This window comes from Cupriavidus sp. GW823-FHT07A04 (genome assembly GCF_058794615.1).
Genome location: NZ_JBXAHA010000001.1, coordinates 666,486 through 680,478 on the forward strand (window position 1 = coordinate 666,486; position 13,993 = coordinate 680,478).

The 13,993-nt window shown below is 62.6% G+C and carries 15 protein-coding genes; 9 read left to right on the forward strand and 6 right to left on the reverse strand.

Annotated features, from left to right (window positions below; all coding sequences use genetic code 11):
* Positions 1-284 precede the first annotated feature (284 nt).
* Positions 285-821, reverse strand: coding sequence for a cupin domain-containing protein (locus tag AC1Q7Q_RS03100; protein WP_492372818.1), 537 nt, complete (start codon positions 819-821; stop codon positions 285-287).
* Positions 818-1,555, reverse strand: a complete 738-nt coding sequence (locus AC1Q7Q_RS03105) for an NAD-dependent epimerase/dehydratase family protein (RefSeq protein WP_492372819.1) — start codon at positions 1,553-1,555, stop codon at positions 818-820. Before AC1Q7Q_RS03105 ends, AC1Q7Q_RS03100 begins: the two co-directional genes overlap by 4 nt.
* Before the next feature lie 137 nt (positions 1,556-1,692).
* On the opposite strand from AC1Q7Q_RS03105, the gene pdxR reads away from it, so the two are divergent.
* Positions 1,693-3,219, forward strand: a complete 1,527-nt coding sequence (pdxR, locus tag AC1Q7Q_RS03110) for a MocR-like pyridoxine biosynthesis transcription factor PdxR (protein WP_492372820.1) — start codon at positions 1,693-1,695, stop codon at positions 3,217-3,219.
* Positions 3,220-3,406: 187 nt separating this feature from the next.
* Here the strand turns inward: pdxR and AC1Q7Q_RS03115 are convergent, their stop codons facing one another.
* The gene (locus AC1Q7Q_RS03115) at positions 3,407-4,414 is read right to left on the reverse strand and encodes a Bug family tripartite tricarboxylate transporter substrate binding protein (RefSeq protein ID WP_492372821.1); all 1,008 of its coding nucleotides are present in this window, start codon (positions 4,412-4,414) and stop codon (positions 3,407-3,409) included.
* Between the two features lie 24 nt (positions 4,415-4,438).
* Entirely contained in the window at positions 4,439-5,620 is a 1,182-nt protein-coding gene (locus AC1Q7Q_RS03120) for a M20 aminoacylase family protein (RefSeq protein WP_492372822.1), read from the reverse strand.
* Between the two features lie 140 nt (positions 5,621-5,760).
* Here AC1Q7Q_RS03120 and AC1Q7Q_RS03125 point away from each other — a divergent pair, with 140 nt between their 5' ends.
* Both AC1Q7Q_RS03125 and AC1Q7Q_RS03130 read left to right on the forward strand, forming a co-directional pair.
* Entirely contained in the window at positions 5,761-6,669 is a 909-nt protein-coding gene (locus AC1Q7Q_RS03125; protein WP_492372823.1) for a LysR family transcriptional regulator, read from the forward strand.
* A gap of 349 nt (positions 6,670-7,018) precedes the next feature.
* The gene (locus AC1Q7Q_RS03130; RefSeq protein WP_492372824.1) at positions 7,019-7,492 is read left to right on the forward strand and encodes a serine hydrolase; all 474 of its coding nucleotides are present in this window, start codon (positions 7,019-7,021) and stop codon (positions 7,490-7,492) included.
* Here AC1Q7Q_RS03130 and AC1Q7Q_RS03135 read toward each other — a convergent pair.
* Complete coding sequence (locus AC1Q7Q_RS03135; protein WP_492372844.1) at positions 7,422-7,793, reverse strand: nucleotidyltransferase family protein; 372 nt, start codon at positions 7,791-7,793, stop codon at positions 7,422-7,424. The two genes, AC1Q7Q_RS03130 and AC1Q7Q_RS03135, sit on opposite strands and share 71 nt — an antisense overlap.
* A gap of 270 nt (positions 7,794-8,063) precedes the next feature.
* Here AC1Q7Q_RS03135 and AC1Q7Q_RS03140 point away from each other — a divergent pair, with 270 nt between their 5' ends.
* The 6 genes from AC1Q7Q_RS03140 (at position 8,064) to AC1Q7Q_RS03165 (ending at position 12,927) form a co-directional block, all read left to right on the forward strand.
* Positions 8,064-8,444, forward strand: a complete 381-nt coding sequence (locus AC1Q7Q_RS03140) for an OsmC family protein (RefSeq protein WP_492372825.1) — start codon at positions 8,064-8,066, stop codon at positions 8,442-8,444.
* A gap of 79 nt (positions 8,445-8,523) precedes the next feature.
* Positions 8,524-10,176 carry an FAD-dependent oxidoreductase gene (locus tag AC1Q7Q_RS03145; protein ID WP_492372826.1) on the forward strand — a complete coding sequence of 551 codons (1,653 nt, stop codon included), beginning with the start codon at positions 8,524-8,526 and terminating at the stop codon, positions 10,174-10,176.
* The gene (locus AC1Q7Q_RS03150; RefSeq protein WP_492372827.1) at positions 10,173-10,475 is read left to right on the forward strand and encodes a UBP-type zinc finger domain-containing protein; all 303 of its coding nucleotides are present in this window, start codon (positions 10,173-10,175) and stop codon (positions 10,473-10,475) included. Before AC1Q7Q_RS03145 ends, AC1Q7Q_RS03150 begins: the two co-directional genes overlap by 4 nt.
* A gap of 254 nt (positions 10,476-10,729) precedes the next feature.
* A complete protein-coding gene (locus tag AC1Q7Q_RS03155; RefSeq protein ID WP_013953087.1) occupies positions 10,730-11,428 on the forward strand; it encodes a hydrolase in 699 nt (232 codons plus the stop codon).
* A 273-nt stretch (positions 11,429-11,701) separates the two neighbouring features.
* Entirely contained in the window at positions 11,702-12,328 is a 627-nt protein-coding gene (locus AC1Q7Q_RS03160; protein ID WP_150987658.1) for a hydrolase, read from the forward strand.
* A complete protein-coding gene (locus tag AC1Q7Q_RS03165; RefSeq protein WP_492372828.1) occupies positions 12,325-12,927 on the forward strand; it encodes an antibiotic biosynthesis monooxygenase in 603 nt (200 codons plus the stop codon). The genes AC1Q7Q_RS03160 and AC1Q7Q_RS03165 overlap by 4 nt, the downstream gene beginning before the upstream one ends.
* Before the next feature lie 253 nt (positions 12,928-13,180).
* Here the strand turns inward: AC1Q7Q_RS03165 and AC1Q7Q_RS03170 are convergent, their stop codons facing one another.
* Positions 13,181-13,972 carry a 4'-phosphopantetheinyl transferase family protein gene (locus tag AC1Q7Q_RS03170; protein WP_492372829.1) on the reverse strand — a complete coding sequence of 264 codons (792 nt, stop codon included), beginning with the start codon at positions 13,970-13,972 and terminating at the stop codon, positions 13,181-13,183.
* Between the last annotated feature and the right edge of the window lie 21 nt (positions 13,973-13,993).

Sequence of the window (13,993 nt, forward strand, 5' to 3'; positions counted from 1 at the left end):
CCTACTCTAGAAAGAGTTAGCAGCCCCGTGCCGACTTTCTATAGCTCTTGCGACGTCGAACCACTCCCGGATCGCGTCGGCCACAACGCTTGGATCGCAAGTGGCGGCATCCTGAACGCATGCCAGAATGAGACCTTCGACGTCAAATATCCCTTCCGCCCGTGCCCGCCAGGCTTCGCGGTCGCGTCCTCCGTGAACCAGATCGTCCTCGGCTCTTCCCAACCCACAACAGCCACTCAATTTTCTTCGAAGCAGACGTTCGCATTGCGGTCTGGCCGTGAAATCTAGTCAGGCGGTAGCACCAATGCCCCGCAACCGGTATCGGCGACGAAGGTCGCAAGAAATCTCGCCGGGTGCGTCGGATCGGGATTCTCGGCGAACAGGTGAAGTGCGTGTGGCGGCTCGAACCATGTTTGTCCACTGACATAGTCGACGGGTCCTCCTCCCGCCAGTTGAGAGCGAATCGTCCCCTCGAGCACGACCGCCGTCACCGAGCCCGGGTGACGATGCGCGGGCGTAAAGCCGAGCGGCGGAAAGTCGACGATAGCCGTCGTCACCGACTTGCCCGGCGCGTCAGGCAGAGCTTCGCACGACAGAATTTTTACGGTCGAAGCGGGACGCCCCGTCGCCGTGGCATCCGGCGATGCACTGGACAGCAGCGGATCGCCACCGCTGCCACAAATGCCGGCGAACCAGTCGATCGCCGAACGGGGCGTCGCCGGACCCGGCAGCAGCAATGCTACTGCTATTGCCGAAAGCATCGTGGGATTGCCCGGCAGCCGCGGCAAGTGCGCGAGAAGCAGCAGAGCACGCGGGTTCATACATGCGCCCCCGATCGCAGGTCCTGCGACCAACCCAGCTCACGCTTCGCCTTTGCACTGGTGACCTCGGCGTCGTCCTGCGCAATGTTGTATATCCCCGATGTGCCCCGTTCGAGCGCTAGCAAAGCCGCAAACGCAGCGGCTTCGACGTGCAGCGGGCTTGAGCCGGCGGGTACATCGCAACCCGTGCCGGGCCCGTAAATCTGTCCATACCTGAGTACGGTCCCAGTCAGTGGCGCCGTTTCCAACACATGGCGCTCCAGTGCCGCGACGCCCCGCACGCTAGTACCGCGCGGGCTATGCGCATCGATATCGAGTGCGCAGCTTTCATCGTAGGGCGTCCCGCCTGGTCGATACGCCCACGCGATGCTTTGCGCAATCATCCGCTTGCTACCGGCTGAAATGGCCGCTGCAACCAGGTTACGCGTTCCTTCGTCGCGAATCCGGGCGTTGGCGGTCACCGCCTGAGCCATGCGGGCGGGATCCAGCCCGAACGGCAAATCGGTCAATTGATGAATCACGCTATGCGGCGCGATGCGACCCAACGCGTCGCGTAGCGCGTCCACATCGAATACGTCCACGACGACCGGCGTGACACCAGCGTCTTCGAGGTTCTTCGCCCGGTGGGGGCGCCGGGTGCTGCCGAACACCGTATAGCCCGCCGCGATTAGCAGGGGCACCAGTGCGGTGCCAATGGCGCCGCTTGCTCCGGCCACAAAAACCCTGTGCTTCATCTCTCTTCTCCTGTTTGCGATTGCGAACGATGCAACGGTATGTCGCATTTTTTGATGAAGAGCAGGATAGGGTTGTTAATGGTCGCAAAAAAGGTCCATTATCGAGAAATTGATTGAGCCATTATGGAAAGGCAACGATGCGCCGAGCCGAACAGATCGAACTTGCACTTGCGCCGCGACCGAACGGGATGTCATTGCAACGCTGGCTATATGACGAACTGCGCACTGCCATTCTGATGGGCCGGCTGTCGTCAGGGGCGCGTCTACCTTCGTCGCGCGATCTCGCGGCACGTTTTGCGTTATCTCGCGGCACGGTACTAGGCGTGTTTTCACAACTCACGGCCGAAGGGTATCTGACGGGGGCTGTCGGACGAGGCAGTTTCGTCACGTCCGAATTGCCGGATCGACGTATCGACAGCAGCGATCGGCCGTCGATCAAGACGCGCGACGGACGGTCAGGCGCGCATGACCGCCATGGCGATAACGTTGACGACGCGCGACCACGTGCCATTGCGCTCTCGGCCCGCGGCCGTCTGCTTGCGCGAACCGCCTTTCAGGTGAGCGGCCGCACGAGTCCCGCTCGGGCTTTTCGTGCCAGCCAGCCCGATCTCGATGCGTTTCCGTTCGACCTGTGGGCGCGGCTGGCAGCGAAACGCACGCGCCGGACTCGACGAGATCTGCTTGGCGACGGTGAGGCGCAAGGATATCGGCCGCTGCGCGCGGCGATTGCCGAGTACGTGGGCATGTCGCGAGGTATTACGTGCACGGCAGATAGCGTCGTGGTGCTCGGCAGCGTCCAGCAGGCTATCGATTTGGGCGCGCGTCTGCTGCTCGATCCGGGCGACGCCGCGTGGATCGAAGATCCGGGATATCCGGGCGCGCGCTTCGTGCTCGAGGCCGCGGGCGCCCGGGTTGTCGGTGTGCCTGTCGATGCGGGGGGCATCGACGTGGAATGGGCACGACAGCACGCGCCCGACGCGCGTCTAGCCTACGTCACGGCAGGGCGGCAAGCACCGCTCGGACCGCCGCTCGCGCTTGAACGGCGATTGTCGCTGCTCGAATGGGCACGGGATCGAGACGCCGTCATCATCGAAGACGACTACGACAGCGAATACCGCTTCGAAGGCAATCCGCTGGCCGCAATGAAGAGCCTCGACCACGACGGACGCGTGATCTACTGCGGCACATTCAGCAAATTGCTGTTTCCTGGGTTACGGACCGCGTATGCGATCTTGCCTGACCGGTTTGTCGATCCGTTCGTGGCCGCGTTGTCGTTGACAGCGCGGCATGTCCCACTGGATCAGCAGTCGGTACTGCATGAATTCATCGCGGACGGCCATTTCGGGCGCCACATCCGGCGCATGCGCATGCTGTACGGCGAGCGTGCCGAAGCGCTGAAAAGCACTGCCGATCGGCGTCTTTCCGGACTGCTGCATGTTCCTCGAATCGTTGCGGGACTCGACGCGCCGGCCTTCTTGCCGCCCGGCATCGATGATGCCGACGTGGCGCGCCGCTTGGCGCGCGAGGGCATCGAGACACGACCATTGTCGCTCTACGCGATTGACCGTCCGGCGCCGTCGGGGCTGGTGTTGGGTTTTGCATCTGTCGGCAGCGACGCAATTGAGTCAGGGATGATCGCTCTTGCGCGTGTCCTGGCGCGTTAATTGTTCCGAACCGTTGTCATCTTTGGGAAGTGGGCCGGGCCGAATCGGTTGCCTTCGAGAGGATCACGACGCATCCGCTTCGGCACGATGAGTTTCGCGTTTGGGATTTCGTCGATCAGTCGGTTGTTGCCGCCCTCGATGGACTGCCCTATGTGCGGCACGAGCCCCGGTGCCACTCGGCCGGAAGTCAGGCGGCAGTCTTGCGCCCCACGTTGCGGATGAGCTGCGAAACACGACCCATGTACTGGTCGAAGAGCTGGTTCGCCTGCGCCTGATTGTCGATGGGCTGCGCGACGGCGCGGCCCTCGGCTTCCAGCTTGGCCCGGATCTCCGGCTTGGCCAGCGCTTCGCCGATCGCCTTGCGCAGCACTGCGATCCGGTCGGCAGGTGTGCCCTGCTTGACGAAGTAGCCCCCGCTGATCGCGTATTCGAAGTCGGGGACCTGCCGGCTTTGCGAGATCAGCGGAATATGCTTGAGCGGCGCGGGCAGCGACCTGGAGAAGCTTGTCAGCACCTTGAGCCGGCCCTGTTCCTGCATGCTGTCGAAGCTCGATTGATAGGGCAGGATGGCAAAATCCACCTCCCCGCCGGCAAGGCCCTGCAGCGCGGGGGCTGCCCCCTTGTAGGGCACGTGCAGGAAGGGCGCGCCGATGCGGGCGCCGAGTGCGTCGCCCATCAGGTGATAGATCGAGTCGATGCCGACGGTCGCGTAGGTCAGCGGCTTGCTCTTGTTCTGTTTCGCCACGTCCAGGAACTTGTCCAGCGAGTCGGCCGGGATGCCGCTGCGGATGAGGAGCACGATGCTGGCGTCGCTAATCGGGGCGGCAAGCATGAAGTCCTGGGGCTTGTAGCGGGCCGCTGGATTCAGCAGCGGGGAAAGGAACACTTCGTTGATCGAGCCGTGAAAGAAGGTGTACCCGTCAGCCGGCGCGGCCAGTACCTTATTGGCACCGATCAGCCCGGTGCCGCCTCCGTAGTTTTCGACGACTACCTGCTGCTTCACGCTCTTGCCGATGGATTCCCCGAAGATGCGCGCGGACGTATCGCTGGCACCGCCAGCGGGGTAGGGAACCACCAGCGACAGCGGCCGGCTCGGGAAGGTCTGCTCCGCAAAGGCGGGCAGGCCGGCAAGTACCGTCGAGCCTGCGGTCAGGCCAGCGTATTGGAGGAAGCGGCGGCGCGTCTGTGTGGTCATGGTTGTCTCCCGTTATTGAATTTGTCAGGCGAGGTAGCTTTGCGTCAAGCTGGCCCAGAACGCTGCGCCTACCGGCAGGGCCCTGTCGTTGAAGTCGTACAAGGGGTTGTGGACCATGCAGCCGCCATCCTGGCCGAGGCCGTTGCCGAGCCGGATGTAGGCGCCGGGGCGATGCTCCAGCATGCAGGCGAAATCCTCGCTGCCCATCACGGGTCCGCGGGACACGACGTTGTCCTCACCCAGCAGCCGGACCGCCACTTCCCGCGCGCGCTCCGTCTGGCGGTCGTGATTGACCAGCACCGGATACTTGCGCTCATAGACGACTTCGGCCTGAAGCTGGAAGCTGCGCGCCTGAGCCGCCACGAAGTCCCGCAGGCGCGTTTCGATGTGGGTGCGCACCTTGGGGTCGAGCGCTCTCACCCCGATCTTGATCGTCGCGCTCTCAGGCACCACGTTGTAGGTTGCGCCCGCCTGGATGGAGCCCACGGTGATGACCGCCGACTTCAGCGCGTCGATCTCGCGGCTTACGATGGACTGCAGCCCGAGCACCATGCTGGCCGCGCCCTGCATCACGTCGATGCCATGGTGTGGCATGGCACCATGGGCCGAGCGGCCGGTCAGCGTCACCGTGGCACGGTCGAACGAGGCCATGGCCGGACCGGCGATGAGGCCGATCTGGCCGACCGGCAGGCCCGGGGCGTTGTGCAGGGCGTAGATCTCATCACAGGGGAAGCGCTCGAACAGACCGTCCTCCAGCATGCGCAGCGCGCCGCCTTCGTTTTCCTCGGCGGGCTGGAAGATCAGGTTCAGCGTCCCGTTGAAGTCGACGGACTCGGCCAGATGCCGCGCGGCGCACAGGAGGATGGCCGTGTGTCCGTCGTGCCCGCAGGCGTGCATTTTTCCGGGCAGGGTGCTGGCATAGTCCAGCCCCGTCTTCTCCTGGATAGGCAGCGCATCCATATCGGCGCGAATGCCCAACGTCCGCGTTCCCTGGCCCTTGCTTAGCCTGCCGACCACGCCGGTCGTGCCCAGGCCGCGATGGACCTCGTAGCCCCAGGCTGCCAACAGCTCCGCGACGAGGTCACCGGTGCGCCGCTCTTCGAACGCCAGCTCGGGATGCGCGTGGATCTGGCGGCGAATCGCGACGAATTCTGGCGCGATGGCCTCGATGGATCGTCTCAAGTGGGCGCGGGCGGATTCGGTCATGGTTGTCGTCGATCAAGGTGATTCACGCCATTATCTGCAGATGTGTCCGTCGCATCCATGACAGCTGAGGGGACGAATTGTTGTATAAATGACAACATTCGAACCACAACATTTGAGATGTCGGCGCAATGGAAGAACGGATGGGAGACGTGCTGGATCGGAAGCGGGCGCTGTGCCTGCTCCAGATCATCGAGACGGGGTCGGTGCGCGGCGCGGCGGATGTGCTCTCGGTGGACCCGTCGATGGTGAGTCGCGCCGTGGCCAAACTGGAGCAGGACACGGGCCTGACGCTGCTGGAGCGGCGCGGGCGGGGCGTCGTCGTCACCGACGCCGGGCGCATGCTCGCCCTGTTCGCCCGCCGCCAGCAGGATCTGCACGACACATTCCTCGCCGAGGTCAACAGCCTGAAGAACGCCCAGCGCGGGCACATCGAGCTGATATTTGGCGAGGGCTTCATCGACATGGTGCTCGAGCCGGTGCTGCGCGACTTCCTGATCGGGCATCCTGACGTGACCTACAACGTCCGGGTGGCCGGGACCGAGGAAACGGTCCGCTGCATCGTGGAAGACATGGCACACATTGGCCTGGTGTTCCAGCCGCCCAACGACGCGCGCCTGCGCTCGCATTATTCGCGGCTGTCCCCGATCCGCGTTCACGTTAGCAAGGGCCACCCCCTGGCGCACCACCGCAGCGCGCTGACCTTGGTGGAACTGGCGCAGCACCAGGGCGCGGCGCTGGTCGAGTCGTTCGGCGTGCGCAAGCACGTGCAGGCAGCGGAACTGGACGAGCACATCACCCTGAAGCCGATGCTCGTCACCAACTCGTTCAAGGTGCTGTGGGAATTTGCAGCGATGGGGCTCGGCTACATCATGACGCCACGCTCGATTCCGCTGAAGGGCGCACAGTTCACCGACCTGATATCGCTGCCGCTTGCCAATCCGATCCTGAACAACAGCCGGATCCACGTCGTCACGCGAGCCGGACGGCCGCTCTCGCCAGTCGCCACCAGCCTGTTGCGGCACGTGGTCAAGGCGTTTCCGAAACTATGACTAACCAACCTGGCAAGCGCGGCGGCGGCAAGCCACAGTCCGCCTGCGAATTGCAGAGAAGGCGGACAACGCCCCCGCCATTGCACGCCGCGTTCGATCCGCCACCGCGAGCCAAGGTGATTGTGGTCACGGTGCATGGCTTACCGCGCGGGAAGGCCATGTGTGGGGCGGACCGGGCAGCGGCATATTGCAGCCCGCAGATTTCTGCCTGATCCGAACAGGCAGATGCCGGAATCGTACACGCCATGTGGCCCGTCTCCCCTAAATTGACGACGCTTGGATCGCTTCCTCCTGTGCGGAAGGCCATGCAAGCGACAACCATAAGCGCGGAAGACGGTTGGGCGAGGTGATGAAAGCACGCATCTTCGACCCGCTGGGCATGGTGGAAATCAAGTTCGGGCTGACCGAATCCATGAAGGCCCGCCGCGTGACGATTCACGAACGCGCCGCCGACGGCAAGCTGACCCCGCTGCCAGACCTCGTGCTGCCCGAGCCGCCGCCGATGGATATGGGCGGCCACGGCCTGTACGCCACCGTGGGCGAGTACATGACGTTCATCCGCATGATCCTCAATGACGGGGCCGAGCCCAACGGCCGCGTGCTCAAGGCCGAAACCGTGGCGCAGATGTGCCAGGATGGCCTGGCTTCGATGGGCCTTTCGGTGGGCAACTGGACGACCTCCAATCCCTCCCTGGCCAATTCCGGCGAGTTCTTTCCAGGGCTCGACGAAGTCGGGCGGCGACTTGGCTTGCTCAAGACGGTCGCACGCGTGTTACCCGACCCGCGCCAACCGTCTTACGTAAGCTCAAGTGAACGGCTCTAAATGGATGAACGATTCCATCAATTCGTTGCATCGACCGGTTGAACCCGCACCCCATTTCGGATATGCGCCGGCACTGATTCTTCGCTGACCAATTAGCCTGCCGGTTCAGCTCTCTCAGGTCATGTTCGATCTCCCGATCAACATGATCTCCGGCCCGTGAGCTATCGAGCCAGATCGCGTCGACATCCGTTTTCGGCCATGTGGACGGCGCGCCGACGAGATCGCCCCAACCGCCCTTGAGGAAGGCGCCAGCCGAGAGGAGGCGACATTGGCTGATCCGCGAGCGCGTTCTGGCCGGCAGTCTCTACGCCACGTGGCCGCAGACACCACACCTGTCACGCAAGGTGCGGCTGGCCGTGGATACGCTGGCCGAAGCCTTGCCCGCGCGCATGGATTGATTTGCCGCTTGTGCTGCGCCGTCTCTGCGTACCTGTTGACTTCGGGTATCCCGAAATGCCGCCGAGCCGATCGACCATACCAAAGGATGATTGGTATATCAGACGCTTTGCGAAGATACTCCAGCAAAGCCAGTTCATCCAACATCCCACATCGTGCAGTGGAGGCAGGAACCATGACACACGGCACCGCCCAGATTGGATCGACGCCCTATCGCACGAACATCGTCGTATCCGGCCACGCAATCACGGCCGATGAACCCCACGCGCGCGGCGGGCAAGGTGCCGGACCGGCCCCTTACGATTTACTGCTTGCAAGCCTGGGAGCGTGCACCGCCATCACGCTCAAAATGTATGCCGAACGCAAAGGTTGGGCCCTTGAGTCGCTCGATGTCTCCCTGCGGCTAGTCGGGACGGACGAGTGGCGCATCGAGCGGACGCTAGTGATCAGAGGCCTGGAGGACAGCCAGAAAGCGCGTCTGGCGGAAATTGCCGAGCGCACGCCCGTCACGAAAACGTTGAGCCCCGGGTTGCCGATCGAAACTCGCCTGGCGTGACGCTGACCGGGTTCACGCGAAGCCGACGGTGCTTGGCAATAAACCCACCGGACGCCGCTCTCGAGAGGAGAACGCTCGTATGATCGAGCAGCACGCAGACGGTGTCGGAGAGCGCAGGCACCAGATATTCCCCGTCCTGACACCGATCCAGGTTGAGGCGGCGCGCCGGTTCGCAAGCGGTCCGCCGCGATATTTTGCGGCGGGTGAGATTGTCTTCGCCACGGCAGACAGGAATGTGCCCGTCTGGCTCGTGCTGGATGGCTCGATCGACGTTCTGCGCCGGGATGGCCTTGACGAGGAAGCGCCAATCACCACCCATCGCGCAGGGCAGTTCACGGGAGAAGTCAGCCAGATTGACGGCCGTGCGTCGCTCGCCTCGGCGCGAGCCGGTCGTGGCGGCGCCACCCTGCTTCCGTTCGATCCGCCGTATTTGCGAGCGCTGATGATCGGATCGGCGGAGGTCGGTGAGATCGTCATGCGCGCGCTGATCTTGCGCCGTGTCAGGCTGATCGAACACGGCGGCTCGGGCACGATCCTGATTGGTGCGCCAGACGATGCGCATCTTCTGCGCCTCCAAGGCTTCCTGACCCGCAGCGGCTATCCCAACCACGTCATGGATCCCAAAGTCGATGGTGGGGGCCGCAGCTTTATCGAGCGGATGGCGCTTCTCCCCACCGACCTGCCGCTGGTGGTCTGCCCTGGCGGCAGCGTGCTGAAGCGGCCCGATGAGCGGGAGCTGGCGGCCTGTCTCGGCATCATCCCCAAGCTCGGGCAGCAGAAGACCTACGACGTTGCCATCGTCGGCGCGGGACCGGCCGGGCTGGCCGCAGCGGTCTATGGCGCGTCGGAAGGCCTCTCGGTGGTCGTTCTGGACGAGCGTGCCATGGGCGGCCAGGCCGGCGCGTCGGCGCGAATCGAAAACTATCTTGGCTTTCCTACCGGCATCTCCGGGCAGGCGCTCGCTGGCCGCGCATTCACCCAGGCCCTCAAATTCGGTGCTGAGGTGGCCATCCCTGTGAGCGTGGTGCGGCTCGATCGCTACGAGAATCGGCTGGCGCTCAAGCTTTCGGACGACTCGACGGTGGCAGCGCGTACCGTCGTGATTGCCTCGGGCGCCGCCTACCGACACCCCGACATTGCCGGTCTCGCACATTTCGAGGGCTCCGGCGTTTCCTATTGGGCGTCCCCAATCGAAGCCCGCTTGTGTGCTGGCAAGGAAATCGCTCTTGTCGGCGGCGGTAACTCGGCGGGCCAGGCAATCGTGTTTCTCGCGCCACACGTGAAGCGACTTCACGTGTTCGTCAGGCGAGACCTGTCGGCGACCATGTCCCGCTACCTCATCGACCGCATCTCGGCACTGTCCAACGTAGAGATTCATGTCGGTACGGATCTGACCGAACTTGCCGCCAGTGGCGACAGGCTCGCCAGCGCTACTGTTCGCGATCGCGCCAGCGGCACCTCGACACACTATGCGATCTGCCACCTGTTCCTGTTCATCGGTGCGACGCCGCATACCCGCTGGCTCAATGGCTCGGTTGCGACGGACGACAAGGGTTTCATTCTTACTGGCGCATCGGACGCATCGCTCGAGACCAGCATGCCTGGCGTCTTTGCAATCGGCGACGTCCGCGCTGGCTCGACCAAGCGAGTTGCCGCCGCAGTCGGCGATGGCGCCGCTGCCATCTCCCAAATCCACGCTTACCTCAGCAGACTGTCAAAGGAAGTGGCATGAAGACCTGTGACCATACGGATACGATCCGTGATGTCGTGCCAAGCGCCCTGGGTTGCGAAGAGTGCCTCAAGGTGGGCAGCCCGTGGGTGCATCTTCGGCTGTGCCGAACCTGCGGTCACGTTGGCTGCTGTGATAACTCTCCACTCAAGCATGCCCGCGCGCATTTCGAGAAAACCGGGCACCCAATCATTGAGGGATATGACCCCCCTGAGGGATGGGGGTGGTGCTACATCGATCGGGAAGAGATCGCGCTCCCGGACCAGACGCCGCAGCGACGACCCATCCCACGGTTCGTCTGACGGAGCGCTAACCGGGCCTGTATGAATGCTTATGGCCTGGCAGAGGCGCAGAGGTGCAGTCGTATCCCTCACCGTACTCCGGAGTGTCCGTTCGGTGGGCTCATGTATTCAAAATATTTGAATAACATATCCGTGAATCGATCACTTTGAGCAAAGCTATCGACGCTATAGTTCCGTCCATGGCAGCACAGAAACAAATTTACGCCGCGAAGAAACATCAGCCAAATTGAATCACATCGAATGGAGAGAACGCCATGTCCAACGCCAAGCTCGAAGTCCTGACCCCGCACAACAGCCAGATCATCTTCATCGACCATCAACCCCAGATGGCCTTCGGCGTGCAGTCGATGGACCGCCAGACCATGAAGAACAACGTGGTTGGCCTGGCCAAGGCGGCCAAGATCTTCGACATCCCGACCACCATCACCACGGTCGAGTCTGACTCGTTCTCGGGCTATACCTACCCCGAACTGCTCGACGTGTTCCCGGGCAAGCAGACGCTCGAGCGCACCTCGATGAACTCTTGGGACGACCAGAAGGTGCGCGACGCACTGGCCGCCAATGGCCGCAAGAAGGTGATCGTCGCCGGCCTGTGGACCGAGGTCTGCAACACCACGTTCGCGCTGTGCGCGATGCTCGAAGGCAACTACGAGATCTACATGGTGGCCGACGCCTCGGGCGGCACCACCAAGGAAGCGCACGACTACGCGATGCAGCGCATGGTGCAGGCCGGCGTGGTGCCGGTGACCTGGCAGCAGGTCCTGCTGGAATGGCAGCGCGACTGGAAGAACCGTGACACGTACGACGCGGTAATGAAGGTGGCCAAGGAACACTCGGGTGCTTACGGCATGGGCGTGGACTACGCCTACACGATGGTCCACAAGGCCGAGCAGCGCACCGCCACGAAGCACGAGTCGCTGGCGCCGGTCCATGCGCAGGTGATCGAGCGCTAATACTGCATTCGCGGGCTGGACGTTCCAAGGGGCGTCCAGTCATTTCAGAGACCGGGCCGACTGCCCACTTCAATCCCGACTGACGATGAAGAGCGTAAGGAAGATTGCTAGCAAATGGGAGTTCGCCGCATTCGCGTTTGCGAGCGGATTCCTGAAGCATGCCCATACGTCATCTTCTCTCGGCATCCTCGCTGGCACGCTAGCTGTGGGCGGATTGATCGCAGACCGCGGCATGAAACAAGATCGCGGTCTCAAATGAACAAGAGAACTCCCATGTCCAAACTACCGTTGCTCGACCCCGCCGATTGCGCATTGATCCTCGTTGATGAACAGGCGGGCCTTGCGTTCGCCGCGGGTTCTCAAGACCCCCAGATTCTGCGCAGTAATGGCCTTGCGCTCGCGAAGACCGCGGTCGCCTTTGACTTGCCGGTTGTGGTCTCCACTTCAGCCTCGAAGGTGTACAGCGGCCCATTGATGCCGGCTTTTAGAGACGTGCTGCCAAACGTCACGCCGATTGAGCGCCGCAACATGAATCTTTGGGAAGACGATGCAGTGCGCGGCGCGATTACGGCTACCGGAAAGCGTACGCTGATCATCGCGGGCATGCTGACGGAGGCTTGCGTGAGCTTCCCGGTGCTGTCAGCGCTGTCCGAGGGATATCAGGTATACGTTGCGGCCGATGCTTGCGGCGGGCTGACACCAACAAGCCATGATCTTGCGTTGCGACGGATGGCTTGCGCTGGCGCAGTCATGACTTCCTGGCTCCAGGTCCTTCTCGAATTCCAGAGGGATTGGACCCGTCATGACACCTATGAGAAGGCTCGCTCGATCGTGGTCGAGCATGGTGGCGGGTATGGCACGGGCCTCGCCTATGCGCGTGACATGATCAAACCGACATGAACGTCCTCGATGCAGGCGCCACCGGGAGTGCGATGAACCCGACTACCTTCAATCCGCAGGAAATCGTGACGAGCATCATTGTTCACGAGGTCGAGCCCGACGCCGCCGAGCAGTATGAAGCGTGGCTCGCGGACATCCGAGCCGCATGCTCCAGGTTTTCCGGCTACCTAAGCACCGATGTGATCCGTCCGGTCGGCACGAGCCGCGAGTATGCGACCATTGTCCGCTTCGCCGACTTCAGGAGCCTCAACGCTTGGATGGAATCCGATGTGCGTCGCCAACATATTGAGAGAATGCGGTCATCGCTGCGGCAAGGCGACCGATACGAGATCAGGACTGGCCTCGATTTCTGGTTCACTCCAAAGAACGCACGGGTCAAGATCCCAACCGCGTGGAAGCAGTGGCTCATCACGTGGAGCGCCATCCTGCCGCTCAGCATCGTCGTGCCATGGGGCGTCGTGCCGGTGCTTGCGCGCCTCGGTTTCGCCCATGACTCGTTCATCGACAAGGCAGCCGTCGCGGCGGCCATCGTGTTCCTGATGGTCTACGTGGTGATGCCGCGCTATACACGGCTCGTTGCACACTGGCTGTTCAAATGATCAGTGCGTACTTGGTGCGCAGCAGCGGCGTTCAGGCCGCGCATCGTGGAGAGTTGGAGTATCCGATCGGCGTCGTGCACCTTAAGTACGAGGTGATAGAGACAATCAAGGGAGACTCTGGACAGCTAACAGACCTTCACTTCAGGCTGTATGGCAACCCTGATTCCGAGACAACCATTCAAATGTATCTTCCTGGTTGTTCGATCGCGCATCTCGTAGGCCCAGCGTTAATGCGGCATTGCCGTCGAATTGGTCAGCTGTTTGCCCAGGTCGATAACGAGCAACGGTGGAGGGTGACGCTTGCGTCTTCAAACGACACGGCCAGCGCTCCGCGGACTTCGGGCCCGAGTACGAGGTCAAGGCACGTCCAGCCGGAAATGGTTGTGCCGTTATGCGAAGCACACCAGCGGCCCTCGCCGCGTAGCAAGTCGTCTTCGGTCGTATAGGCGTTCGGCTCGCCGGAGAGGCCCGTGCCGAGCGCCTTCAGCAGGGCTTCCTTTCGGATCCAGATACTGAGCAGGGTTGCAGCCAAATCAGGTCGTGTCGGGTCAAGCACCTTCTCCTCGATCGGAGAGAATAGTCCGCGTCCAACGCCCGTAACGTCTACGCCGTCAATCCGCCGCTCCACGTCCACACCGACGCAGCAATCCCATGCGAAAGCGAGCAGCGTCATCCCGTCAGTGTGGGAAACACTGAACGCGAGCCTTGCAGCGTGCGGCCACTGCAAGGCGGGCTTGCCAAACGGCGCAACACTAAAGCGCAGGGATTCGGGTTTGCAGGTCAGGTAGCCGCCGATCAGCCAGCGGAGAAGGCTCCGCCGGGCAATGAAGTGATTGCGATGCCTTTCGTGTCTGTAGGCTCGGGCACGCTGTCGCTCATCCGGCGAAAGCGTGTGGGCAAGCGTCGAACATACCGGGTCGATAAGAGCGTCATGCAGTACCCACACATGTACGGCTCCTTCCGGCAACGTGAGGCGGCTCGGATCAGGCAGTAGAAGAGATGCGGTACGTACCACGTTCCGTGCGGTGACAATATCGTGCTGCATGCCGTTCGATCCCCGCTCACG

Excerpts from the sequence above, each read along its gene's own strand:
- AC1Q7Q_RS03120 (WP_492372822.1), bottom strand. The coding sequence starts at position 5,620 with ATGACCGAATCCGCCCGCGCCCACTTGAGACGATCCATCGAGGCCATC.
- AC1Q7Q_RS03165 (WP_492372828.1), top strand. The coding sequence starts at position 12,325 with ATGAACGTCCTCGATGCAGGCGCCACCGGGAGTGCGATGAACCCGACT.
- AC1Q7Q_RS03140 (WP_492372825.1), top strand. The coding sequence starts at position 8,064 with ATGACACACGGCACCGCCCAGATTGGATCGACGCCCTATCGCACGAAC.
- AC1Q7Q_RS03105 (WP_492372819.1), bottom strand. The coding sequence starts at position 1,555 with ATGAAGCACAGGGTTTTTGTGGCCGGAGCAAGCGGCGCCATTGGCACC.
- AC1Q7Q_RS03100 (WP_492372818.1), bottom strand. The coding sequence starts at position 821 with ATGAACCCGCGTGCTCTGCTGCTTCTCGCGCACTTGCCGCGGCTGCCG.
- AC1Q7Q_RS03150 (WP_492372827.1), top strand. The coding sequence starts at position 10,173 with ATGAAGACCTGTGACCATACGGATACGATCCGTGATGTCGTGCCAAGC.
- AC1Q7Q_RS03160 (WP_150987658.1), top strand. The coding sequence starts at position 11,702 with ATGTCCAAACTACCGTTGCTCGACCCCGCCGATTGCGCATTGATCCTC.
- pdxR (WP_492372820.1), top strand. The coding sequence starts at position 1,693 with ATGCGCCGAGCCGAACAGATCGAACTTGCACTTGCGCCGCGACCGAAC.
- AC1Q7Q_RS03145 (WP_492372826.1), top strand. The coding sequence starts at position 8,524 with ATGATCGAGCAGCACGCAGACGGTGTCGGAGAGCGCAGGCACCAGATA.
- AC1Q7Q_RS03130 (WP_492372824.1), top strand. The coding sequence starts at position 7,019 with ATGAAAGCACGCATCTTCGACCCGCTGGGCATGGTGGAAATCAAGTTC.
- AC1Q7Q_RS03125 (WP_492372823.1), top strand. The coding sequence starts at position 5,761 with ATGGGAGACGTGCTGGATCGGAAGCGGGCGCTGTGCCTGCTCCAGATC.
- AC1Q7Q_RS03115 (WP_492372821.1), bottom strand. The coding sequence starts at position 4,414 with ATGACCACACAGACGCGCCGCCGCTTCCTCCAATACGCTGGCCTGACC.
- AC1Q7Q_RS03170 (WP_492372829.1), bottom strand. The coding sequence starts at position 13,972 with ATGCAGCACGATATTGTCACCGCACGGAACGTGGTACGTACCGCATCT.
- AC1Q7Q_RS03155 (WP_013953087.1), top strand. The coding sequence starts at position 10,730 with ATGTCCAACGCCAAGCTCGAAGTCCTGACCCCGCACAACAGCCAGATC.